The organism is Novosphingobium capsulatum NBRC 12533 (assembly GCF_001598375.1).
Classification (GTDB): Bacteria; Pseudomonadota; Alphaproteobacteria; order Sphingomonadales; family Sphingomonadaceae; genus Novosphingobium; species Novosphingobium capsulatum.
Genome location: NZ_BCYV01000012.1, coordinates 1 through 23492 on the forward strand (window position 1 = coordinate 1; position 23492 = coordinate 23492).

At 64.8% G+C, this 23492-nt stretch carries 16 protein-coding genes; 6 read left to right on the forward strand and 10 right to left on the reverse strand.

Annotation, left to right across the window (positions count from 1 at the left end; translation table 11 throughout):
* Positions 1-22: 22 nt before the first annotated feature.
* From SCA01S_RS11485 to purU, 3 genes are read right to left on the reverse strand one after another with little or no spacing between them, the layout of a single operon-like run.
* Complete coding sequence (locus SCA01S_RS11485) at positions 23-1414, reverse strand: L-serine ammonia-lyase (RefSeq protein ID WP_062785681.1); 1392 nt, start codon at positions 1412-1414, stop codon at positions 23-25.
* Positions 1411-1905, reverse strand: a complete 495-nt coding sequence (locus SCA01S_RS11490; protein ID WP_062785683.1) for a prolyl-tRNA synthetase associated domain-containing protein — start codon at positions 1903-1905, stop codon at positions 1411-1413. The genes SCA01S_RS11485 and SCA01S_RS11490 overlap by 4 nt, the downstream gene beginning before the upstream one ends.
* Positions 1902-2753, reverse strand: a complete 852-nt coding sequence (gene purU / locus SCA01S_RS11495) for a formyltetrahydrofolate deformylase (RefSeq protein ID WP_216647686.1) — start codon at positions 2751-2753, stop codon at positions 1902-1904. The genes SCA01S_RS11490 and purU overlap by 4 nt, the downstream gene beginning before the upstream one ends.
* A gap of 175 nt (positions 2754-2928) precedes the next feature.
* Between purU and SCA01S_RS11500 the strand changes: the two genes are divergently transcribed.
* Both SCA01S_RS11500 and SCA01S_RS11505 read left to right on the forward strand, forming a co-directional pair.
* On the forward strand, positions 2929-3879 hold the full coding sequence (locus SCA01S_RS11500; protein WP_022674616.1) for a LysR family transcriptional regulator: 951 nt from the start codon (positions 2929-2931) through the stop codon (positions 3877-3879).
* A gap of 154 nt (positions 3880-4033) precedes the next feature.
* On the forward strand, positions 4034-5017 hold the full coding sequence (locus tag SCA01S_RS11505) for a PAS domain-containing HWE histidine kinase family protein (RefSeq protein WP_062785687.1): 984 nt from the start codon (positions 4034-4036) through the stop codon (positions 5015-5017).
* Between the two features lie 18 nt (positions 5018-5035).
* Here SCA01S_RS11505 and SCA01S_RS11510 read toward each other — a convergent pair whose 3' ends face one another.
* Genes SCA01S_RS11510 through SCA01S_RS11535 form a run of 6 tightly spaced genes read right to left on the reverse strand, consistent with a single transcriptional unit; the run spans position 5036 to position 13736 of the window.
* The gene (locus SCA01S_RS11510) at positions 5036-5566 is read right to left on the reverse strand and encodes a sarcosine oxidase subunit gamma (RefSeq protein WP_084390952.1); all 531 of its coding nucleotides are present in this window, start codon (positions 5564-5566) and stop codon (positions 5036-5038) included.
* Positions 5559-8441: a 2Fe-2S iron-sulfur cluster-binding protein gene (locus SCA01S_RS11515; RefSeq protein ID WP_062785689.1), complete on the reverse strand. Its 2883-nt coding sequence runs from the start codon at positions 8439-8441 to the stop codon at positions 5559-5561. Before SCA01S_RS11515 ends, SCA01S_RS11510 begins: the two co-directional genes overlap by 8 nt.
* Positions 8438-8710, reverse strand: a complete 273-nt coding sequence (locus tag SCA01S_RS11520) for a sarcosine oxidase subunit delta (RefSeq protein ID WP_062785691.1) — start codon at positions 8708-8710, stop codon at positions 8438-8440. The genes SCA01S_RS11515 and SCA01S_RS11520 overlap by 4 nt, the downstream gene beginning before the upstream one ends.
* Before the next feature lie 22 nt (positions 8711-8732).
* Positions 8733-9986: a sarcosine oxidase subunit beta family protein gene (locus tag SCA01S_RS11525; protein WP_022675220.1), complete on the reverse strand. Its 1254-nt coding sequence runs from the start codon at positions 9984-9986 to the stop codon at positions 8733-8735.
* A gap of 1 nt (position 9987) precedes the next feature.
* Positions 9988-11223 carry an aromatic ring-hydroxylating oxygenase subunit alpha gene (locus SCA01S_RS11530; RefSeq protein WP_062785693.1) on the reverse strand — a complete coding sequence of 412 codons (1236 nt, stop codon included), beginning with the start codon at positions 11221-11223 and terminating at the stop codon, positions 9988-9990.
* A 5-nt stretch (positions 11224-11228) separates the two neighbouring features.
* Positions 11229-13736, reverse strand: coding sequence for a GcvT family protein (locus SCA01S_RS11535; RefSeq protein WP_062785695.1), 2508 nt, complete (start codon positions 13734-13736; stop codon positions 11229-11231).
* Positions 13737-14187: 451 nt separating this feature from the next.
* Between SCA01S_RS11535 and SCA01S_RS11540 the strand changes: the two genes are divergently transcribed.
* The 4 genes from SCA01S_RS11540 to SCA01S_RS11555 all read left to right on the forward strand — a co-directional run bounded on the left by SCA01S_RS11540 (position 14188) and on the right by SCA01S_RS11555 (position 22501).
* Complete coding sequence (locus SCA01S_RS11540) at positions 14188-16695, forward strand: TonB-dependent receptor (protein ID WP_157088951.1); 2508 nt, start codon at positions 14188-14190, stop codon at positions 16693-16695.
* Between the two features lie 163 nt (positions 16696-16858).
* The gene (locus SCA01S_RS11545; RefSeq protein ID WP_062785697.1) at positions 16859-19063 is read left to right on the forward strand and encodes a PQQ-dependent dehydrogenase, methanol/ethanol family; all 2205 of its coding nucleotides are present in this window, start codon (positions 16859-16861) and stop codon (positions 19061-19063) included.
* 2 nt (positions 19064-19065) lie between these two features.
* Complete coding sequence (locus SCA01S_RS11550; protein WP_043607777.1) at positions 19066-20433, forward strand: amino acid permease; 1368 nt, start codon at positions 19066-19068, stop codon at positions 20431-20433.
* 217 nt (positions 20434-20650) lie between these two features.
* Complete coding sequence (locus SCA01S_RS11555) at positions 20651-22501, forward strand: DUF885 domain-containing protein (protein ID WP_062785699.1); 1851 nt, start codon at positions 20651-20653, stop codon at positions 22499-22501.
* 69 nt (positions 22502-22570) lie between these two features.
* Here the strand turns inward: SCA01S_RS11555 and SCA01S_RS11560 are convergent, their stop codons facing one another.
* Positions 22571-23461 (reverse strand): MBL fold metallo-hydrolase, encoded by an 891-nt coding sequence (locus tag SCA01S_RS11560; RefSeq protein ID WP_022675213.1) that lies wholly within the window; start codon positions 23459-23461, stop codon positions 22571-22573.
* Positions 23462-23492 lie beyond the last annotated feature (31 nt).

Here is a 23492-nt window from a genome sequence, read left to right on the forward strand (position 1 = left end):
CGATACATCTCCTCGTACTCGCTCAGCATTCCACCACGTTGACCGCCACGACGTTCACCGCCAGGCCGCCTTGCGAGGTTTCCTTGTACTTGTCACGCATGTCTGCGCCGGTTTGGCGCATGGTTTCGATCACCTTGTCAAGACTCACCATGTGCTGGCCATCGCCCAGCATGGCGAGGCGCGAGGCGTCGATCGCCTTGACCGCGCCCATGGCGTTGCGCTCGATACACGGGATCTGCACCAGGCCGCCCACCGGATCGCAGGTCAGGCCCAGATTGTGCTCCATGCCGATTTCGGCGGCGTTTTCGATCTGGGCATTGTTGCCACCCAGCGCCGCCGTGAGGCCCGCCGCCGCCATCGAACAGGCCACGCCCACTTCGCCCTGGCAGCCAACTTCGGCGCCGGAAATGGAAGCGTTGCGCTTGTAGAGCGCACCGATCGCCGCCGCCGTCAGCAGGAACGTGCGCCGCCCGGCACGATCGCCGCGATAGCAGCGCTCGTAATAGCGCAGCACCGCCGGAATGATCCCGGCCGCGCCATTGGTGGGTGCCGTCACCACGCGGCCACCAGCGGCGTTTTCCTCGTTCACCGCCATCGCCCACAGGTTGATCCAGTCGAGCACGGCGAGCGGCTCTGACAGCGACATCTGCTGGCGGTGCTGCAATTCCTGCGCCAGCGCCGCGGCGCGGCGGCGCACTTTCAGGCCGCCGGGCAGGATTCCGCCCTGCGCGCAGCCGCGATCGATGCAGGCGGCCATGGTATCGGCCAGCAGATCGAGCCCCGCATCCACTTCCGAAGGGCTGCGCCACGCCAGTTCGTTGGCCAGCATGATCTGGGCAAAGCTCAAGCCCGTTGCCTCGCCAATCTCGATCAGTTGCCCGGCCGAGGCAAAAGGATAGGGCAATTCCGGCACATCGAGCGCCGGCGCATTGCGGATCACCTCGTCCTCGTCCAGCACGAAGCCGCCGCCCACCGAATAGAACAGCCGCCGGGTCAGCATCTCGCCCGCTTCGTCCCACGCCGCCAGCGCCATGGCATTGCTGTGATAGGGCTGCCGCTCGCGCTGGAGAAAGCGCATGTCCTGCGCCGGGGCAAACGCAACCTCGTGCTGCCCAAGCAGCGCGACGCGGCCCGATTGCTCCACCGTGGCAACGATGCCCGCCACCGCATCGGGATCGACCGTGGCAGGCACTTGCCCCGCCAAGCCCAGGATAATCGCCACGTCGGTGGCGTGGCCCTTGCCGGTCAATGCCAATGACCCATAGAGATCGACCGATACCCGCGCCGTGCGCGCCAGCAGGCCCGCAGCCTCCAGCGCCTCGGTAAAGCGGCGGGCCGCCACCATCGGCCCCACGGTGTGCGAACTCGACGGTCCGATGCCGATCTTGAACAGGTCAAACGTGCTGACGGTCATGGCCGCTCCGGAATGCCAGACACGATCGCGGAGTGATTCCACCCTTCCAGGGCGCGCAACAAATCGCCACCGGAAAGACCGATCGTTGCTGTGTTGCGCAAGGGATGAACGTGAACCCGTTCTGCGTCAACCAGATCCGCGTCGATCACCACGTGAACCGCGCCATCGGCATCATTGATCACCGCGAGCGGTGTCACCGCGCCGGGCGTCACGCCCAACAGACGCTCCATGTCTTCCGACTTGCCAAAGCTGAACTTCTTGGCGCCGACCGCGCCAGCCAGCCCCTTGAGGTCCACCCGCTTGGCATGGTCGACTGTTACCAGCCAGAAACTGCCATCGGCGTTCTTGAGGAACAGGTTTTTGGTGTGCGCCCCGGGCAGCGCGGCGTGGATCGCTTCGCTTTCCTCCACGGTGAACACTGCCTCGTGTTCCAGGCTGGACCACACCACGCCCAGCGCAGCCAGATCGGCGTAGAGCCGGGCCTCGCTCACTTGAACACCACGGTGCGGTGGCCATTGAGCATCACGCGATGCTCGCAATGGGCCTTGACCGCGCGGGTCAGCACACGGCTTTCGGTTTCCTGGCCCTGGGCGATCAGGTCATCGACGGTATCGGCATGGTCCACCATCGAGACATCCTGCGCGATGATCGGCCCTTCATCCAGATCGGGCGTTACGTAGTGGGCGGTGGCGCCCACCATCTTCACGCCGCGCTCGTAGGCACGGTGATAGGGCATCGCGCCCTTGAACGCCGGCAGCGAGGAATGGTGGATGTTGATCACGCGGCCTTCCAGGGCGCGGCAGGTGGTGTCGGACAGCACCTGCATATACCGCGCCAGGATCACCAGATCGACATTCTGCTGCGCGATCATGTCCAGCAGCCTTGCTTCCTGCTCCACCTTGTTTTCCGGCGTGATCGGCAGGTGGTGGAAGGGGATGCCCTCGTGCTCCACCCGGCGCTGCCAGGTGGTGTGGTTCGAGACCACGCTGGTCACTTCCATCGGCAGATACCGCGTGGCGGTGCGATAGAGCAGGTCATTCAGGCAGTGCCCGCCCTTTGACACCATGACCAGCGCACGCACCTTGACCGACAGGTCGAACACCTTCCAATCGATGCCATAGGCACTGCCGACCGAGAGGAACGCGGCGTTGAAGCGGTCCACCGTCATGCCTTCGGGCGCGGTGAAGGCCACGCGCATGAAGAAGCGGCCGGTGACGGCATCATCGAACTGCGCGCTTTCAACGATGTTGCAATCCTGCGCCGAAATCGACGTGGCGATCGCAGCCACCAGGCCCTTGCGATCCACACACGAGACAAGCAGGACGAAATCGGGTTTCAAAAGCGCCACGTCAGCTCCCTTTCGCTGGTTGCCCGCATCTGTAGGACGGCTTGCCCGCAACAGGAACGGGGCAGCGCAGACAATAAGCAGATATAATCTGGTAGTTCAGGCATCATGATGGCACAAGAGTGCAGCACGGGGGCGCGAGAGGGCGCGCACCCAAAGGATCATGCCCATGCGCCTGCCCGCCGAATTCGATCTGCACGGCTTGGAAGTGTTTGTCCTGACGGTGGAACTGGGCGGGATGACCGCCTGCGCCCAACAGTTGCGGATCACCCAGTCGGCGGTGTCGCAAACGATCACCCGGCTGGAACAGGGCATCGGCGCGCCACTGTTCGATCGCTCGCTGCGGCCACTGGGCCTGACGCCATCGGGCCGCGCCCTGCACGAGCGCGCGCGCAAGCTGCTGGCCAGCGCGCGCACGGCCTATGACGAGGTGCGCGAAGGCGCGCAGCAGCCGATCGACCAATTGACCGTGGGCATGAGCGAGAGCCTCGCCAACCTGCTCACCGCGCCGCTGCTGCGCCGGCACGGCATGCGCGTGGGTTCATGGCGGGTGCGATCTGGCATTTCGCTGCGCCAGCAGCAGGAATTCCTCGCGCGGCGCTGCGACATGCTGGTAACCGGCAGCAATACCCTGGAAAAACACCCGGGCATCGAGCATCACGACGTGATCGATGATCCCTTCGTGATGATATTTCCGGCCGACCACAGCGGCAGCATCGATCCGGCCGACGTGGCCGAACGCATGCCGTTCGTGCGCTATTCGCTCGATACCGGCATGGGCCAGCGCATCGAAAGCCAGCTGACCCGCATGAAGCTGCGCCTGCCCAATGTGATCGAGGTGGAGATCATCCACCAGCAATTGACCACGGTGGGCATGGGCATCGGCTGGAGCATAACCTCGCTGCTGTGCCTCGCGGCCCTGCCCCAGCTGATGCCGCAGCTGCGCGTCGAACCCCTGCCGCGCGGCCGCTTTGCCCGCCGCATCCAGGTGGTAGCACGCATGGGCGAGTTGGGCGACCTGCCCGGCCAGACGGCCGCCCTGGCGCGCGAGACCCTGCTGGATCAGGTGCTGCCGCCACTGATGACCAATCTGCCCTGGGCCGGGCCACTGCTGGGGTGATGCCGCCGGCAGCGGAATCGCCGCAAGCCCGAAAAGTGCGCTTTTCCGCCAATTTTTGCTGGAACTTTTACATTAACTAACGATTATGGTGCTGTCGCGAAGGTGCGCGTGGGGCACGCCTGACCGGGTGTTTTGGGGAACTCCGGCAGTAAACATGACTAACAACGAACTTTCACGGCAGGTTGCCGGCATCTCGCAACTCTCGCTGGCAGCTGCGCTCGACCAGAGTGTGGATTGCGTCAAGGTGATCGGGCTGGATGGCACGGTGGCTTACGTCAATCCGAACGGTTTGTGCGCGATGGAGATCGATGCGCCGTCCGACGTGCTGGGCAAGCAATGGGAAACGCTATGGCCCGAAGCGGGCCGGCCACATATCACCAATGGCTTTGCCATGGCGCAGGCCGGCGGCGTTTCGCGGTTTCGCGCCCTGTGCCCCACGGCCAAGGGCAACAGCCGCTGGTGGGACGTGAGTGTTTCGGCGCTGCGCGACGATACCGGCAAGCTGATCAGCTATCTGGCCGTGTCGCGCGACGTGACTGATGCCGAACTCTCCCGCCAGGTGCTGGAAACCGCCACGCGCGAGTTGCACCATCGGCTGCGCAACACCTATACGATGATTTCCAGCCTGATCCGCGGCTTTGCCCGTGGCGACGCGCACAACGATGCCTTTGCCGGGCAGATGGCCGAACGCCTGATTGCGATGGGCCGCGCCCAGGCCCTGTTCACCAGCCTGGAAGTGCCGTGCAGCCTGGTCGAACTGATCGATGCGCTGGTCCTGCCCTTTGGCAGTGCGTTCTGCCCGGTGGCGACCGACAAGGTGCGCGACATGCCGATTGCGCGCGCCCTGGCTGACACGATCGCCCTGGTCGTGGGTGAACTGGCGGTCAATTCCTCGAAGCATGGCGCGATCGCGCATGGCGGCGCTATCACGCTGTCGAGCGAGGATCAGGACGGCGACATCGTGATCACCTGGCACGAGGTTTCGAACCGCCCCGTGCAGGCAACCTCGCGCGATGGCGGCCAGGGGCTGAACCTCATCAACCGCATCGTGCGGCTGCGCGAGGGCGCGATCGACCTGGATTGGCAGCCCGATGGCCTGACCGCGCGCCTGCGCTTCAAGGGCGGTGTGGCGGCCTGAATTTCAGGCCAATTCTGCTTAGCCGCGTTCCGCCGCCTTGAGTGCGTGCCACAACCATGGGGCAAAGCTGCGCCACACGAACACGCGGAACACGGTTGCGCTTTCGCGCCACAGGATCACTTCCACCGTTTCGAAAACGGTGCGGGTGGCGCGGCCCACGGCAAACCGGTCGAGATCGAGCGGACATCCCGATGACAGGACGGTGGCCGCCCCTGCCCCCTCCACCCGGATGACCACGCCGCGCGCGGAAATGTCCACCACGCTCACCGGTTGCCCGGCGCCATCGGGCAGCGCGGTGCCGGCAGGCAGATCGGCCAGCCATTCGTCTGGCCCGAGGCAGGCGATGCCATCCAGCGTCTCGCCAATGCGCGCCGGTACAGCGCGGCCGATCACGCCTGAAAGCGCCTGCGCCGTGCGGGCGCGCAGCGACCAGCGGCTGGCCGGCGCTTCCAGCGTCAGCGCCACGCCCGAGGCGGTAACTGCCTGGGCCTCCAGCGCCAGATCGGTGCCGGCCACGGCCAGGGCGGGGATCGCAAGGACATCAGACATCGAGGCGGCTCCCTTGCGGATCATAGAACACGGTGCTGGCGCTCACCCGCGCGCGGATCGTGCGGCCCGGCATCGGCACATGGATCACCTGGCCATCGCGCGCGCGGCCGTCGGCAATCACCGCCATGGCGATGGAGCGGCCCAGCGTGGCGCTGTGATACGACGAGGTGACGTGGCCGAGCATGGTCATCGGCACCGGCTGATCGGGATCGGCGACGATCTGCGCGCCTTCTTCCAGCACTTCCTGCGGGTCTTCGGTCAGCAGGCCGACCAGTTGCTTGCGCCCCGGCGCGCTCATGTCGGGCCGGGCGAGCGAGCGCTTGCCGACGAAATCGGGCTTCTTGGTGCCCACGGCCCAGGCCATGCCGGCGTCATCCGGGGTTAGCGTGCCGTCGGTATCCTGCCCGACGATGACATAGCCCTTTTCGGCGCGGAGCACGTGCATCGTCTCGGTGCCATAGGGGGTAATGCCGTGGGCCTGCCCAGAGGCGTGGATCGCCTCCCACACCATGCGCCCATGCTCGGCCGGCACGTTGACTTCATAGCCAAGCTCGCCGGTAAAGCTCACGCGGAACAGGCGCGTCGGCACGCCGCAGATCGTGCCCTCGCGAATGGCCATGTGCGGAAAGGCGCCAGGCGCCAGATCGATGCCTTCGACCAGCGGCGCGATCACGGCGCGGGCGAGCGGCCCCTGCACCGCGATCACCGCCCACTGCTCGGTCGTGCTGGTCAGCCAGACGTCGAGATCGCTCCATTCGGTCTGGAGATAGTCTTCCATCATCGCCAACACGCGCGCCGCGCCGCCGGTGGTGGTGGTCAGGTGGAAACGATCGGGTGCCAGGCGCGCCGAAACGCCATCATCGGTGATGAAGCCATCCTCGCGCAGCAGCAGCCCATAGCGGCAGCGGCCGGGTGCCAGTGCCTTCCACGGGTTGGTGTACATGCGGTTGAGGAATTCGGCGGCATCGGGGCCGACCACCTCGATCTTGCCCAAGGTCGATGCATCGAACATGCCCACCTGCTGGCGCACCGCCAGGCACTCGCGCGCGACGGCGGCGTGCATGTCTTCGCCGCCTTGCGGGAAATAGCGGGCACGGCGCCATTGCGCCACGTTCTCGAACACCGCCCCGCGCGCATCGGCCCAGCCATCGATCACCGTCTTGCGGATCGGCTGGAACAGCGCATCCTTGTGATGCCCCATCAGCGCGCCAAAGGTCTGCGGCGTATAGGGCGGGCGGAACGTGGTGAGGCCGATATCGGTCACCGGCTTGGACAGGCTGCCCGAGGCGATCTGCAAGCCATTGAGGTTGCTGGTCTTGCCCTGGTCGGTGGCCATGCCGTTGGTGGTATAGCGCTTGATATGCTCGATCGAGCGCATGCCCTCGCGCACCGCCAGATCGATATCGCGCGCCTTCACGTCGTTCTGGAAATCGACGAAGGCCTTGGTCTGCCAGATCGGCTTGGGGCCAGGCAGCGTGCCCAGCGCCAGGCCCGCGCCCATGTCCCAGGCGCCCGCCCCGGCGCCCACGGCACGGCAGTTTTCCTGCGCCACGTCGGGCAGATAGGCGCCCCAGGTATCGTCCCAGCGCAAGCTGCCCTTGGCGTGGCTCCACAAATGCACCGTCGGCGTCCAGCCACCGGCCATCAGCAGCGCATCGACCGCCAGTTGCTGGCCCTGCCCGGTGCCACCGGGGGCAAAGGTCACGCCGCTCACCCCATGGCGGCCCGCCACCTGCGTGACGGCATGGCCAAGATGCACGGCAATCCCCGCGCCGCGCACGGCAGCAACCAGATCGGCCGCCACTTCGCCCCGCAAGTCGATCACCGCCACCACGTTGACGCCAGCCGCCTTGAGCGCCAGCGCATCGCGCCAGCCGCTGTCGTGCACCGCCATCACGGCCACGGCGCGGCCCACCGCCACGCCATAGCGCACCGCCAGCGCGCGCCCGGCGCTCGACAGCATCACGCCCGGCACGTCGTTACCATCGAACACCAGCGGGCGCTCGATCGCGCCCTGGGCCAGGATGACCTCGCCGGCGCGAATGCGCCACAGCCGTTCGCGCGCACCGCTGGCCTGCGCCGGGGCCAGATGATCGGTCAGCTGCTCCACCGCGCCCACGAAGTTCTGGTGGTAATAGCCGAACGCAGTCGTGCGGGTCAGCACCATCACGTTGCCGAGCCGGCGCAGCGCCATGGTCTTGTCGGCCACTTCGCCCCACAGCGCCTGGTCCGACAGGGCACCGCCGCCCAACTCGTCCTGCTCGTCGATCAGGATTACCCGGCCGCCGTCGGCCGCCGCCGCCAGCGCGGCATCGATCCCGGCCAGGCCGCCGCCGACCACCAGCACCTCGCAATGGGCATAAGTGGCGTCGTAATGATCGGGATCGCGCTCCGTTGGGCTGGCGCCAAGCCCGGCCATGCGCCGGATCGCCGGCTCATAGAGCTTTTCCCAGGCCGAACGCGGCCACATGAATGTCTTGTTGTAGAAACCGGCCGGAAAGAACGCGCCAAGCCGATCGTTGACCGCGCCCAGGTCGAACTTGAGCGAGGGATAGCGGTTCTGGCTTTGCGCGGTAAGGCCCTGATACAGCGGCACGGATGGCGCGCGCAGATTGGGCGTGCGCCGGCCCCACCCCGGCCCGGCCCCACCGCGGTCCACTGTCACCAAGGCATTGGGCTCTTCCGTCCCCATGCCCAGAATGCCGCGCGGGCGGTGATACTTGAACGAGCGGCCGAACAGCATCTGCCCCGATGCCACCAGCGCCGAGGCCAGGCTGTCGCCGGCAAAGCCGCTATGGGCGCGCCCGTCAAAGGTGAAATCCAGCGGCGCGGCGCGGTTGACGCGGCCGCCGGCAGGAAGACGATAGCCGCTCATTTACGCGGTTCCCCGGCCTTGTAGGTCTGTTCGAAACGATCGCTCACGGTATCGCGCACGGCATTGAAGAAACGCCCGCAACCGTGGGTATGCCGCCAGCGTTCGTGATGGCGCCCGCGCGGATTGCGGCGGATGTAGAGATAGTGCTCCCATTCCTCGTCGCTCAGCGTTGCGGGATCGAGCGGGCGCGCGATATGCGCCTCGCCACCATAGACGAATTCCACCTCGGGGCGGTCTTCTTCGCAATAGGGGCAATGAATCAACAGCATGGCTTGCTTCCCTGCGCCTTGCTCAGTGGGCCACGGCGGCTGCGGCCGCCTCGTCGATCATCCGCCCGTTGCGGAACCGGTCGAGCGTGAACGGCGCGTTGATCGCGTGCGGGGCATCGTGGGCGATGGTATGCGCCAGCAAATCCGCCGCGCCCGGCGTCGCCTTGAACCCGCCCGTACCCCAACCGCAGTTGACATAGAGGCCCTGAACCGGGGTCTTGCCCAGAATGGGGGAGCGATCGGGCGTCACGTCGACGATCCCGCCCCAGGTGCGCAGCATGCGCATGCGGGTAAAGATCGGGAAGATCTCGCAGATTGCCGCCAGGGTATGCTCGATGATGTGGAACGCGCCGCGCTGCGAATACGAGGTGTACTGGTCGGTCCCCGCGCCGATCACCAGCTCGCCCTTGTCGGACTGGCTGATATAGGCATGCACGGTGTTGGACATAACCACGCAGGGAAAAATCGGCTTGACCGGCTCTGACACCAGGGCCTGCAGCGGATAGCTTTCCAGCGGAAATTGCAGGCCGGCCATGTTCATGACGACCGAGGTATTGCCGGCCGCCGATACGCCGATCTTTTTCGCGCCGATGAAGCCGCGCTCGGTCTCCACCCCCAGCACGGCACCATCGGGCCCGCGCCGGATGCCGGTGACGGCGCAGTTCTGGATGATGTCCACGCCCAGCGCCGTCGCCTTGCGGGCATAGCCCCAGGCGACGCTATCGTGCCGCGCGGTGCCGCCGCGCCGCTGCAACGCCCCGCCCAGCACCGGGTGGCGCGCATTGGGCGAGATATCGAGCGGCGGGCAATAGGCCTGGCATTCTTCCGGGCTCAACCATTCGTTGTCCACGCCGTTCAGGCGGTTGGCGTGGATGTGGCGCTTGAAGCTCTGGATGTCGTGCACGTTGTGCGCCAGCATCAGCACGCCGCGCTTGGAATACATCACGTTGTAGTTGAGCTCCTGGCTCAACCCGTCCCACAGCTTGACCGCATGGTCATAGAGGTGGGCGCTTTCATCGTAGAGGTAGTTCGAGCGGATGATCGTCGTGTTGCGCCCGGTGTTGCCACCGCCGAGCCAGCCTTTCTCGATCACCGCGACATTGGTGATGCCATACTTGGCCGCCAAGTAATAGGCCGCGCCCAGGCCATGCCCGCCCGCGCCCACGATGATCACGTCATAGGCCGCCTTGGGTGCCTTGTCGGGCCATTGTTCCGGCCACGACTGGTGCCCCGAAAAGGCCTGCGCGATGAGATTGAGCCCGGAAAAGCGCATCATCTTATGGCTGTCCTGCCGCTTCCAGCGCGGCCTTGGCGCGCTCGACGTAGAAGGTCTTGAAGGCATCGACGAGGTTTTCCTCGAGCGCGTAGGGCCCGGGGCGATAGCCATCGGTAACGATGCCGGCGTGGTTCATTTCCGCCAGGTGGCGGTCCTGGCGGTTGGTCGCCTTCCACACGTGGGTCAGGTTCTCGACCGTATAGTCTTCGCCTTCCACCGCGTCTTCGTGCACCAGCCACGAGGTGCGCAGGATCGAACGATCCGGCCCCTGCGGCATCACGCTGAATGTCACCACATGGTCGCAGCAGAAGTGGTGCCAGGAATTGGGCTGGGTCCATACCGAAACGCTGGTCGGTTCGGCGTGCTCGACCGGCCAGATCAGCTTCTTGGAAGCCGGCTGCCCGTCCATGGTCTGCGACAGCGCCCCGTGCGCCAGGCTGAGGCGACCCACGCGATGCCAGCCGCCATCGGGAAATTCCACCAGGTCGCGCCACACGCCCATGGCCTTCCAGCGCTCCACCTGGGCAGTGATATCGTCCTCGTCGGCAGCGTCGCCATCTTCCGGGTTGCCCCGGCCAAAGCCCGATCCGCTCAGCGAATTGAGCAGTTCGGGATGGTTGGCCTCGCAGTGATAGCACTCGCGGTTGTTTTCCATGACCAGCTTCCAGTTGGCCGTGTCATGCAGGTCTTCGACCGCGGCCACCTTGAGCTTGTCCATGTTGTAGATGCCGATCGCGGCCGCGATGTCCTGCTTGGCCGGCTCGATCGGCGGCGGATTGTCCGCCAGGCAGATGAACAGCAGGCCGCCGCAGTTTTCCAGCGCCACCTGGCGCAGGTTATGCGCGCCCTTGTCAAAATCGTCGGGCATGCCGCGCGCGGCGATCAACTTGCCATCAAGCCCGAATGTCCAGAAGTGATAAGGGCACATGATGCGCGGCATCGTGCCGGCCTGAACCTGGCAAATGCGCGAGCCGCGATGGGTGCAGGTGTTGTAGAACGCGCGCACCTCGCCATCGCGGCCACGCACGATGAACACCGAGTTGTTGGCCATTTCAAAGACGTAGAAATCGCCAGGGTTCTTCACGTGGGCCACGGTGCAGGCATAGAGCCACACCGACTTGAGCATCACCTCGGTATCGAAGCGAAAGGCTTCCTCGCTGGTGTAAAGCGCCTGCGGCAAGGTGTAGCCGGGGCGATCCTGGTTCAGCAGTTCGGCAATCGAAGCGAAATTGCGCATGGGAACTAGCTCCGCAATGCAAGGTTTTCGGGGTCGAAGGGCGAGTCTGGGATCACCACGGCCTTGTGCATCGTTCCGAGAATGGAAATCTCGAGTTCGGTGCCAAGGTTTGCGTGTTCAGGTGCGATCATCGCAAGCGCCAGCGACTTGGCCGTGCGCCAACCATAGCCGCCCGACGTGGCGCGGCCAACCAGTTGTCCATCGCGATAGATCGCTTCGGAGCCGCGGGCATCGGCATCGGTGACGCCCAGCACCTCCAGGGTAACCAGAGTAGAAGAAAGACCGGCTTCCTTCTTCGCCAGCAGCCCGTCACGGCCAACGAAGTCCGGCTTCTTCATGGATATGAAGCGTTCAAGCCCGCTTTCCAGCGCGTTGTATTCCACCGAAAGTTCGCGCGGGATCAGCTTGTAGCTCTTTTCCAGCGCCATCGACGTCATCGCCCGGATGCCAAAGGGCTTGATGTCGAATTCGGCGCCGGCTTCCATCAGCTTGTCGAAGATGTAGTTCTGCATCTCGATCGGGTGGTGGAATTCCCAACCCAGCTCGCCGATGAAGTTCACGCGCAGCGCATCGCACGGCGCCGCGCCGATCGAGATGCGCTTGCCCGTCAGCCACGGGAACGCCTCGTTCGACAGATCGGTGCGGGTCACCTTGGCCAGCACGTCGCGGGCACGCGGCCCGGCCAGGACCAGCACGCCCATTGCCGTGGTCAGCCGCTCGAACTTGACCGAACCGTCGGCGGGCAGCGCCTTGATCAGATAGTCATGATCGTGCTGCTCCAGCGCGCCGGCCGAAACCAGGTAATAGCTTTGCGGCCCGCGCTTATAGACGGTAAACTCGCTGCGCACGCCGCCAGCCGGCGTCAGCAGGTACGACAGGCTGACCCGGCCGATCTTCTTGGGCACCGCGTTGGACAACAGCTTGCCCAGCCATTCTTCCGCACCAGGGCCGGAAATCAGGCACTTGGCAAACGCGCTCATGTCCTGAATGCCAACCTTTTCCGTCACATGGCGGCATTCATTGCCAACATGCTCGAAGTAGTTGGAGCGGCGGAACGACCACTTTTCACGGATCGGCGCACCCGGCACATCGGGATGATTGTGGTTGAGCAGCGTTTCGGGACGGTCGAGATCGGCGTCGGTCAGTTCATAGCCGTCGGGCGCGAACCAGTTGGGGCGCTCCCAGCCGAACACGCTGCCAAACACCGCGCCCAGCTTCTTCATGCGGTCATAGCATGGCGTCTGGCGCAGCGGGCGGGCAGCCTCGCGCTCTTCATCGGGATAGTGAACGGTGAACACCTTGGCATAGGCTTCCTCGTTCTTTTCGATGAGATAGCCTTCGTCGGCATAAGTGCCGAAGCGGCGCGGATCGACCCCCATCATGTCGATGGTGGGTTCGCCGTCCACAATCCAGTGGGCCAGCTGCCAACCCGCGCCGCCGGCTGCCGTGATGCCGAAGCTGTGACCTTCATTGAGCCAGAAGTTCTTCAGCCCCGGCGCAGGACCGACGATGGGCGACCCGTCGGGCGTGTAGGCAATGGCGCCGTTGTAAACCTTCTTGATCCCCAGCTCACCAAAGGCGGGCACGCGCTCGATCGCCGAGAGGATATAGGGCTCCAGGCGTTCGAGAGCATCGGGGAACAGTTCATATTCGCTGTTAACGGCCGGCCCCTTCACATAGCAGGCCGGCGCGCCGACTTCGTAGGGGCCAAGCAGCAGGCCGCCGGCTTCCTCGCGCATGTACCAGCTCGAGTCGCTTTCGCGCAGCACGCCCATTTCGGGCAGGCCCTTGGCGCGGCGCTCCATGATCGCGGGGTGCTGCTCGGTGACGATGTACTGATGCTCGACCGGGATCACCGGCACATCCAGGCCGACCATCGCGCCCGTCTGGCGGGCAAAGCTGCCGGTGGCCGAAACCACATGCTCGCAGGTGATCTCGCCCTGGTCGGTCGCCACCACCCATTCGCCGTTGACCTTCTGGGTGATGCCCGTGACCGTGGTATTGCGCATGATCGTGGCGCCCCGCTGGCGCGCCCCCTTGGCCAGGGCCTGGGTCAAGTCGGCCGGCTGGATATAGCCATCGGCGGGATGCTGGATCGCGCCGAGCACCCCGTCCATCTGTGCCAGTGGCCAGATTTCATGCACTTGCTCAGGGGTGAGAAAGTTTACGTCCACCCCGATGGTCTTGGCCACGCCCGCATAATAGCGGTATTCGTCCATGCGATCGGGGCTGTTGGCGAGGCGAATGTTCGACACGCGCGAGAAGCCGACATTGAGGTCGGTTTCCGCTTCCAGGCTGGGATAGAGATCAACCGAATACTGGTGCAGCTTGCCGACCGAGTAAGACAGGTTGAACAGCGGCAGCAGGCCGGCGGCATGCCAGGTAGAGCCCGAGGTCAGTTCCTTGCGCTCGATCAGCACGACATCGGACCAGCCCATCTTGGCCAGGTGATACAACGTGCTGACGCCGACGACGCCGCCACCAATCACCACAACGCGCGCACTAGTCTTCATGTCATGCCTCGGCTTTGCTTGGCTGCCTATTTGCAGAAGGGCTATTCCAGCGCGGGAACCGGCGCAATCACGGCGCCGCACCATTTTGGAAACTAATGCGAGGGATTAGAAATAATGCTTGCTCCAAGGTCGGGGTGCGCGGCGTTGCGAGTCCGTCGACCGCGACATTCCACATCGCCTCGCCCGGCCCTGCCGCCACGGCGCCCGGCACGGTAGGGCATTAGGCAAGTTAATGAGAGTAGTAAGTAGGTGTTATTACCAAACGAAACCGGTGCAGTTAATTTTATATTTTAACATCATATACTTGTCCGTTATGACACCGTAATCCCACAAGGCCGGAAGAAAGCTTTTCCACTGTTGCTGAAGGCTTGCTGCGCCTGCGTTCCTGATGCACGATCCCGGTGCAGGTATTGTGCCCCCGAACGAGGGGCCGGCTTGGAGGGAAGCTGTCATGCGTCACCTGGTATTCTCGGGCACTGTCCTGAATCAAAAATCTGTTCTGCAACACTTTGGTGCGCATGCGCGCCATGGCCGATCGGGCATCCGCATCATGGCGCTGGCCGCCACGGCGCTGATCCCCGGCCTGGCCCAGGCCCAGGCGCCCGCCCCGGCCGAAACCGCCGCCGCCCCGCAAACCGACAACGGCACGGGCGACATCGTGGTGACGGCACAACGCCGCGAGCAGAAGCTCAATGACGTGGGCATCGCCGTCTCGGTCATTTCCGCCAAGGACTTGCGCGCGCTCAACATTAACAATGCCACCGATATCGTGCGCGCGATCCCCAACCTGAAATACAACGCCTATGGCTCGAGCCAGGTGGTCTTCAATATCCGCGGCGTGTCGCAGAACGACTATGGCGACCAGCAGGAACCGCCGGTTGCCGTCTATCAGGACGACAGCTACGCCGCCTCGATCACCACGGCCGGCTTCCCGATCTTTGACCTGGCCCGCACCGAGGCGCTGCGCGGGCCACAGGGCACCCTGTTTGGCCGCAATGCCACCGGCGGCGCGGTGCAGTTCATTTCCAACCAGCCCAGCCACGAGTTCGGCGGCTATCTCTCTGCCACCACCGGCAGCTTCAACCAGTCGATCTTCGAAGGCGCGGTCACCGGCGGGTTGACCCAGACGCTCTCGGCCCGTGTTTCGGGCGTGTATGATCGCGATTCCGGCTATATCAAGAACCTGCTGCCGGGCGGGGCCAATCTGGGCGCCAACAACCACTGGGCCACGCGCGGCATCTTGCAATGGGATCCCACCAGCGATTTCCGTGCCCGCCTGACGGTGCGCTATACTCAGGCCGATCACGAGCGCCAGGCTGGCGTCTATACCCTGACCCCGGCTTGCCCCAATGCGCAGTTCCAGGGCGAATTCCTGGCGGCCAACCAGGTCTGCGACTATTGGAACAACTATGGCGGCACGTCGTACAACGGCGGCGTGCCCGGCTCGGTCGCCAATGGCTATGCCAACCCGGCGATCACCGCCACCCAGGGCGGCAACCCGTGGCAGACCTATAGCGCGGGCGAAAACTATGTGAACCGCAAGCAGTTTGCTGCCACGCTGCGCCTGGAAGCCAAGCTTGGCGCGTTCGACGTCACCTCGATCACCGATTACCAGAACCTCGCCAAGTTCTATATCGAAAGCGATGATGGCGTGCCCGGCCTGCCCTATGTGGAAGGGGCTGCACTGCCGCCGTTCACCACTGGCCCCTGCGCCAGCGCGCCCAGCGTCACCTGCTATGCCTCGGGCACGATCTTCTATCAGCGCGCCCGCACCCAGCAGATCACGCAGGAACTGCGCGCGGCCACCCATTTCGGCAACAACTACCTGACCATGGGCGCGTTCGGCATGCTGCTGACCGGCAACTATGGCGCCAAGTATGCCACGCCGTTCGACCAGTACGATCCCACCGTGCAGTTCTACCAGCGCACCAAGTCCTTCGCGGTCTTTGCGCAGGACGAATACAAGTTCGACGATCACTGGAAGCTGATCCTGGGCGCCCGCTACTGGCGCGACAGCAAGCTGGCCTGGTATCGCGCGGCAGAGGCGATTTCGGGCCTTACTGTCAACTGGGGCCCCAGCGGCATCAACTTCTTCGATCCCACCGGCGCGGCCCAAGCCAGCGGCATCACGGTCACGCCAGCGGCCGCCTCACCCACCTATGACGGGGTGACCGCGCGCGCCGAGCTGGATTACAAGCCTGGCCCCGATACGCTGCTCTATGCCAGCTACAACCGTGGCTCCAAGTCGGGCGGGTTCACCTTCTCCACCGGCACACCGTTCCCCGGCCAGGCCCTGATCGATACGCTCAACAACATCCCCTACCGGCCCGAGACGCTCAACGACTATGAAGTGGGCCTCAAGACCAAGATCGGCCGCAATATCCAGTTCAACCTTGCGGCATTCTACTATGATTACAAGAACTACCAGGCCTATGTTCAGGTCGGTTATACGCAGCTGGTGCGCAACCTGCCGGCCACGATCAAGGGCGTGGAAGCCGAACTGACGGCCCACCCGATCGAAGGGTTCACGCTTCAGGCCTCGGCCGCGGTGCAAGACAGCAAGGTCAAGAACGTGCTGCTGCCCGATGGCGTGACAGTCGTGAACCACGATCTGCCCCAGGCCCCCGGCTTTTCCGGCAACGCCCTCGTCCGCTATGAATTCGGCATGGGCGGCGCGCGCGTCTCGCTGCAGGGTGACGCGCTCTATACCGGCAAGTTCTGCTTCTCGGTGCTCTGCGCGCCAGACGAGCGCGAAGGCGCCTATCACGTGGAAAATGCCCGCATCGGCGTGATCCCGGCGGGCGGCAAGCTGGAGCTGGCGTTCTTCGTCAACAACCTGTTCAACCGGGTCTATCGCTCCTACGCCTTCGACGGCTCGCTCTATTGGGGCGATGCGCTGAGCGTCTATGGCAAGCCGCGCACCTGGGGCCTGACTGCCCGCATCAACTTCGGCAACTGACCCATGCCTGGGCCGAACCTGTGACGGGTTCGGCCCGGGTTTCGACAAGACATGATGACGGCCATGGCGCATCCGGGCCACGTGGGGCGGCGAGGCGATTGCAGCTGTGGATAGACTGTGATCTATCTTGCCAAGTTCCCTGCCCCACCGGAAAGTGAGGCCCATGAAGACCCTGCGCCAGGCAGTCCTGATCCTGCTTGCCTCTGCCGCCATGGGCGGCGGCACCCTGATGCTCAACGCCTGCACCAGCGCCCGGGCTGATACGCCAAATACGGAGGCTGATCGCCCGGCGGCGCCCACTGCCGGCACCGAATGGCCGCTGACCGGGGGTGATACGGCGGGCACCTGGTATTCCGCGCTTACCGATATCAACGAAACCAACGCCGCCTCGCTGGCCTATGCCTGGTCTTACGACATGGGCACCGAACGCGGCCAGGAAGCCACGCCCCTGGTGGTCGGCGGGGTGATGTATACCTCTGGGGTATGGGGCAATGTCTATGCCCTCGACGCCGCCACCGGCGCGCTGCTCTGGCAATATGATCCCGAAGTGGATGGGCAGTGGGGCCGCAATGCCTGCTGCGATGTGGTCAACCGCGGGGTCGCCTATCGCGACGGCACGGTCTTTGTCGCGTCGGAAGACGGGCGGCTGCACGCGATCGATGCCAAGACCGGCAAGGCCCGCTGGATCGCCGATACGATCGTCAACCACAAGCAGCCCTATGCCTCTACCGGCGCGGTGATCCTGACCAAGGATGCCGTGGTCATCGGCAATGCCGGCGCCGATATCGGCGACGGCGATCTGCGCGGCTATATCTCGGCCTGGGATATCAAGACCGGTGCGTTCAAATGGCGCTTCTTCACCGTGCCACCCGCACCCGGGCAGCCGTTCGAGCATCCCGAACTGGCCATGGCGGCCAAATCGTGGGGGCCCAACCGCGATGGCCGCACCCAGAACGGCGGCACGGTGTGGGACGGGCTGTCCTACGATCCGGAAACCGACCAGATCGTGTTTGGCACCGGCAACGCCTCGCCCTATCTGCGTTCGGCCGACGGCGTGCGGCATGATGACCTGTTCAACGCCTCGATCATCGCGGTCAATGCCCAGAGCGGGCGGATGAACTGGTACTACCAGACGACGCCGGGTGACGAATGGGACTATGACGCGGTCCAGAAGTTCGTCTTTGCCAACCTGACCATCGCCGGCCAGCCTCGCCGCGTGGTGATGCAGGCCTGCAAGAACGGCTTTTTCTACACGCTGGACCTGAAAACGGGCAAACTTCTGTCGGCTGATCCGTTCACCTATGTGAACTGGGCCAAGGGCGTGGACCTTGCCACCGGCCGGCCGCTGGTTACCGAGCATGCCGACTATTCGAAAAGCCCGAAGAACGTCTATCCTTCGTGGGCCGGCGGGCACACCTGGAACCCGATGTCGTTCAGCCCGCAGACCGGGCTCGTCTATATTCCCGCGATCGATGCCGGCAACGTGCTGCTCAACATGAAGGCCAACGGCGGCTCGCTCACCCATCTCGAAGGCTTCTTCTCGTCGGACGGGATCTTCCCCGACGATCTCTATGATCCCGCCGCGCTCAAGCGCGTGTTCGGGCCGTTGCCCGCCAAAGACGATCTGCAGAAAGAGCGCCCTGGCGTGAAACTGGTGCGCGAGGTGCTGCGCGCATGGGATCCGGTGGCCAGGAAAGTGGTGTGGGAACGCGTTACCTCGCAAGGGGTGCGCGGCTATGACGGCGGGGTGCTGAGCACGGCGGGCAACCTGGTGTTCCAGGGGCGCGGCGATGGCAGCTTGTGGATCTATAACGCGCGCACCGGCGCGCCGATCAAGACCATCCAGACCGGCAGCCACATCATGGCCGCGCCGATGACCTACAAGATCGGCGGCGTGCAATATGTGGCGGTTCAGGCCGGCTATGGCGGATCGGGCATCACGTTCCCGATCCCACCATCGAGCGCGGCCTATGCCAACCGCAATGCCAACCGCATCCTGGTGTTCAAGCTGGGCGGTGGCGCGGTGCCGATGCCCGACAAGCGCGAGGTCCCGCCCTACCTGCCACCCCCGCCGCTCAAGGCCAGCCCGGCGCTGATCGCCCGCGGCGAGGACAAGTTCACCGAGAACTGTTCGCGCTGCCACGTGCTGGGCACGCCCGGTGTCACGCCCGATCTTTCGCGCGTGCCGCCCGAAGTGCATGCCATGTTCAACGATATCGTGCTGAAAGGCGCGCTGGCACCGATGGGCATGGCCCGGTTCGATGATGTGGTGACAAAGGCCGATGTCGAGGCCATCCATGCCTATCTGATCGACCAGCAGCGCCAGGGTTACCAGGCGCAACAGTCTGCCAAGAAAGCGAGCCACTGATCATGTCTGCATCTCCCCCCGGCGAAGCGCTGGCCCATTCGTTGAAGCCGCGCCATGTCGCCATGATCTCGATCGGGGGCATCATCGGCGCGGGGATATTCGTGGGATCGAGCGCGGCGATCCACATTGCCGGGCCGGCCGTGCTGCTGACCTATGCGCTGTGTGGCATGCTGGTCTTCGTGATCATGCGCATGCTGGGCGAAATGGCCATGGCGCGCCCGGGCGTAGGCTCGTTCACCGGCTATGCCGCGCTGGGGCTTGGCCCTTGGGCCGGGTTCACCACGGCCTGGCTCTATTACTATTTCTGGGTGATCACCATCGCGGTGGAGGCGATCGCCGGCGCCAACATGCTGATGCCGTTCATTCCCCTGCCGATGTGGGCGCTGGCCGCGCTGCTGATCGCCGCGATGACGCTGGTGAACCTGTTCTCGGTCAAGACCTATGGCGAGTTCGAGTTCTGGTTCGCCTCGCTCAAGGTGATCACGATCATCGGCTTCATGGCGCTGGGATTGGCTTACATCTTTGGCTTCGGGCCGGGCCTGGCGCGGCTGACGGCTGGTTTTGCCAGCCATGGCGGCGCGTTTCCCATGGGGCTGGGCGCGGCGTTCACCGCCATTCCGGTGGTGATCTTTTCGATGATGGGCTCGGAAGTGGCGACCATCGCTGCCGTGGAAACCGAAGACCCGGCGCGCAACATCGTGCGCGCGGCGCGCACCGTCACCTTGCGCATCATGTTCTTCTACATCGGCTCGATCGCGGTGATCCTGGCGATCCTGCCCTGGGCCAACGTGGTTTCGGGCAAGTCGCCGTTCGTGGCGGCACTGTCGATCATCAAGGTGCCAGGTGCGGAAGCGGTGATCGGTGCGGTGATCTTTACCGCGATCGTCTCGTGCCTCAATTCGGCGATCTACGTAACCTCGCGCATGCTGTTTGAAATGGCGCAGCGCGGCGATGCCCCGGCAGCGTTCGGGCGGGTTTCGGCACGGCGCGTGCCAGCGCTGGGCATCATCGTTTCGGGCGTGGCCGGCTTTGCCGTGGTGCTGTCTTCGGTATTTTCGCCCGATGCGCTCTTCACCTTCCTGCTGCAATCGTCGGGCGCGACGATCCTGTGCGTCTATCTGCTGATTTCCCTGAGCCAGATCGCCCTGCGCCGCCGGCTCGACGCGGCCGGTGAGCAGTTGACGGTCAAGGTCTGGGCGTTTCCCGTGATTTCGTGGACGGCGGTGGGCGGGATCATCGCCGTGCTGGTGATGATGGCGATGATGCCCGATCAACGCCTGCAGGTGGCGCTGAGCCTGGCGGTCTTTGCCGCCTGTGTCAGCGCCCATTTCCTGCGGCGGCAGCGCGCCCGCAACGCCCAGGTCGCCTGATCGCGAGACCCATCGTGGCCGATCGCAACCAGGGCGACATCCCGTTTGCGATCGGCCAACGACATGCTGGGATCGACCAGCGTCTTTGCTTTCAACCGCAACCATCCGCTATCGCGCGAAGGTGGTTGCCATTGCTGTGGCAGCCCTTCCCCCCCGCTGCCGCGCCCGGCGCCCCCCTCAATACGGGCGCGGCAGCCACTTTGTAACGGACTTGCCGATGAACCGCCGCCACATCCTCAAGGCCGGCGCCGCCAGCGCCGGGCTGGCCGCCCTGTCGAGCCTGGGCACTGCCCGCGCCGCAACCACCGCTTCCACCATGCCTGCCAACGATGCGGCTTCCAGTTCCGGCGAAGACCGGCGGCTCAATGCCCTGTTCGACAGCATGCTGGCCGATCAGCTGGCGCATTCGCCCGAAATGGCCACCGGGCTGGGCGTGGACAGCGGGGCGCATGCCGGCGCCAAGGCGCGTCTCGATGATCGCTCGCTCCACGCGTGGGAAGATGCCAAGGCCCGCACCGCGCGCGATCTGGCCGCCCTACGCAAGATCGATGCCGCCAAGCTGACCGGCAACAACCGCTGGAACTATGCCAGCATCCTCTATTCCACCCAGCTCAACGACACGATGAACCGCACCTTTGTCACGGTCGGTTCGCCCTATGTCGTCACGCAGTTGACCGGCTGCTATCAGCAGATCCCCGATTTCCTCGACAGCCAGCACACGATCGCCAATGCGGCCGATGCCGATGCCTATCTTTCGCGGCTGGACGCCTTTGCCACCGCGATCGACCAGGACAGTGCCGCCGTGCGCCACGACGTGGCCGCCGGCGTGGTGCCGCCCGATTTCATCCTGGCCAAGGCGCTCACCCAGCTCAAGGCGCTGCGCGACGTGCCGGCGGCGCAGTCCAACATGGTGTCGTCGATTGTCCACCGCACGGCGGAGCAGCACATCCCCGGCCAGTGGCAGGCCCGCGCCGAAGCCATCGTGGCCAAGCGCGTGCAACCCGCGCTCGATCGCCAGATCGCGCTGATGGAAAGCCTGCAGCCCAAGGCGGTGCACACCGCCGGGGTCGCCCGCCTGCCCAAGGGCGAGCAACTCTATCACCTGTCGCTACAGAGCTATACCACCAGCGACATGGCGCCGGAGGAAATCCACCGCACCGGCCTGGAACTGATCGCGCAGCAAAGCGCGCAGGCCGATGCCATCCTCAAGAGCCAGGGCTATACCCAGGGTACCGTGGGCCAACGCCTGCGCGCGCTCTATGACGATCCCAAGTTCCGCTATCCCAATACCGACGAAGGCAAGGACAAGCTGCTGGCCGACCTCAACCGCCAGGTCGAGGCGATGGAAGCGCGCCTGCCGCAGTATTTCGGCACCCTGCCCAAGACCAAGCTAGACATCCGCCGCGTGCCCAAGGCCACCGAGGCCGGCGCACCGGGCGGCTATTACCAGAATGGCTCGCTCGACGGCACGCGCCCCGGTGCCTATTACATCAACCTGCGCGACACCGCCGAAGTGCCGAGCTGGACGCTGCCCACGCTGACCTATCACGAAGGCGTGCCGGGCCACCACCTGCAGCTGTCGCTGGCGCAGGAAGCCGGCCTGCCGACGCTGCGCAAGATCCAGTTCTTTTCCGGCTATGGCGAAGGCTGGGCGCTCTATGCCGAGCAGTTGGCGGTGGAGATGGGCGTTTATGAAAACGACCCGCTCGGCCATGTCGGCCAGCTGCACGACAGCATTTTCCGCGCCGTGCGCCTGGTGGTGGACAGCGGGATGCACGCCAAGGGCTGGAGCCGCGAACAGGCGGTGAAGTTCTATACCGACACGATCGGCGATCCCGAAACCATGGCGATCACCGAAGTGGAACGCTATTGCGTGTGGCCGGGCCAGGCGTGCAGCTACATGCTGGGCAAGCTCGACTGGCTGCGCCTGCGTGCCAAGGCGCGCGCGGCGCTGGGCAGCAAGTTCGATATCCGCACGTTCCACGATGCCGGCCTGCTGCCCGGCGCAATGCCGCTGCCAGTGCTGGACCAGTGCATCGACGGCTATATCGCCGCCGCACAGGCCTGATCAGGCTGGGCAGATCGGGATAAATAGGGCCCCGGACATGATCCGGGGCCCTACGCTCCGCCGCCCCCGTCACTCATCCCACGGCGGAATTTCCCCTGCGCCCACCTTGCTCGACGTGCCGAGCAGGAACCCGCCATAGACCTCGGTCGCATCGGGATAGGCCTTGTTCATTGCCGCAGCGATCTCTGCCGACGAATGGCTGGCGGCACGCGCGGCCACGAACGTCTTGATATAGTCCCGCGTCCAGCCGATCGCGCCATTGTCGTTGGCCGCGCCGGGGTGGCGATGCCCAGCGATCACCGTCACCGGATGCAGCGCATCAAGGCGGTCGAGCGTGGCGAGCCAGGCCGCATAGCGCGCCGGCGTATGTTCACCCAGCCACACGTGCACGCCATTGTAGAGCACGTCTCCCGCCACCAGGGTGCGCGCCTGGGCATCCCACACCACGGTCGAATCAACATGATCGCCCTGCATCGGCCCCAGCACCTGCAGGCGATGCCCGTCCAGATCGATGCTGTCGCCGGTCATCGCCACCGGTTGCACCGGGCGGCGGGGCGCGTTGGTGCCCAATTGCCCGCTCCAGCGCTTGAACTTGATCGGGATGGACCGGGCCATATCGCGCGCCGCCACCGGATTGGCCACGATCTGCGCATCGGGAAAGGCATCGGCCAGCACATCCAGCCCGAAGAAGTGATCGGGATGATCATGCGTGATCACGATGGTCTGCAGATGCTTGCCGCTATCAAGCACGGCAGCAGCGACGCGATAGGCATCGGATCGGGCAAACGGCACATCGACCAAGACCGCGTTCTTGTCTCCCTTGATCAGGGTGACATTGGCAAACATGCTGATCGGGCCGGTGGGAATGACCTCGTATTGCAGCGGTTTTTCCGCTGATTGGGCCAGGGCCGGTGTCGCGCCCAGCAGCGCTGCGGCCAACATGAACATAGGCATCTTCATGATAGAGGTCTCCTTCCACGCGCGGACGTTT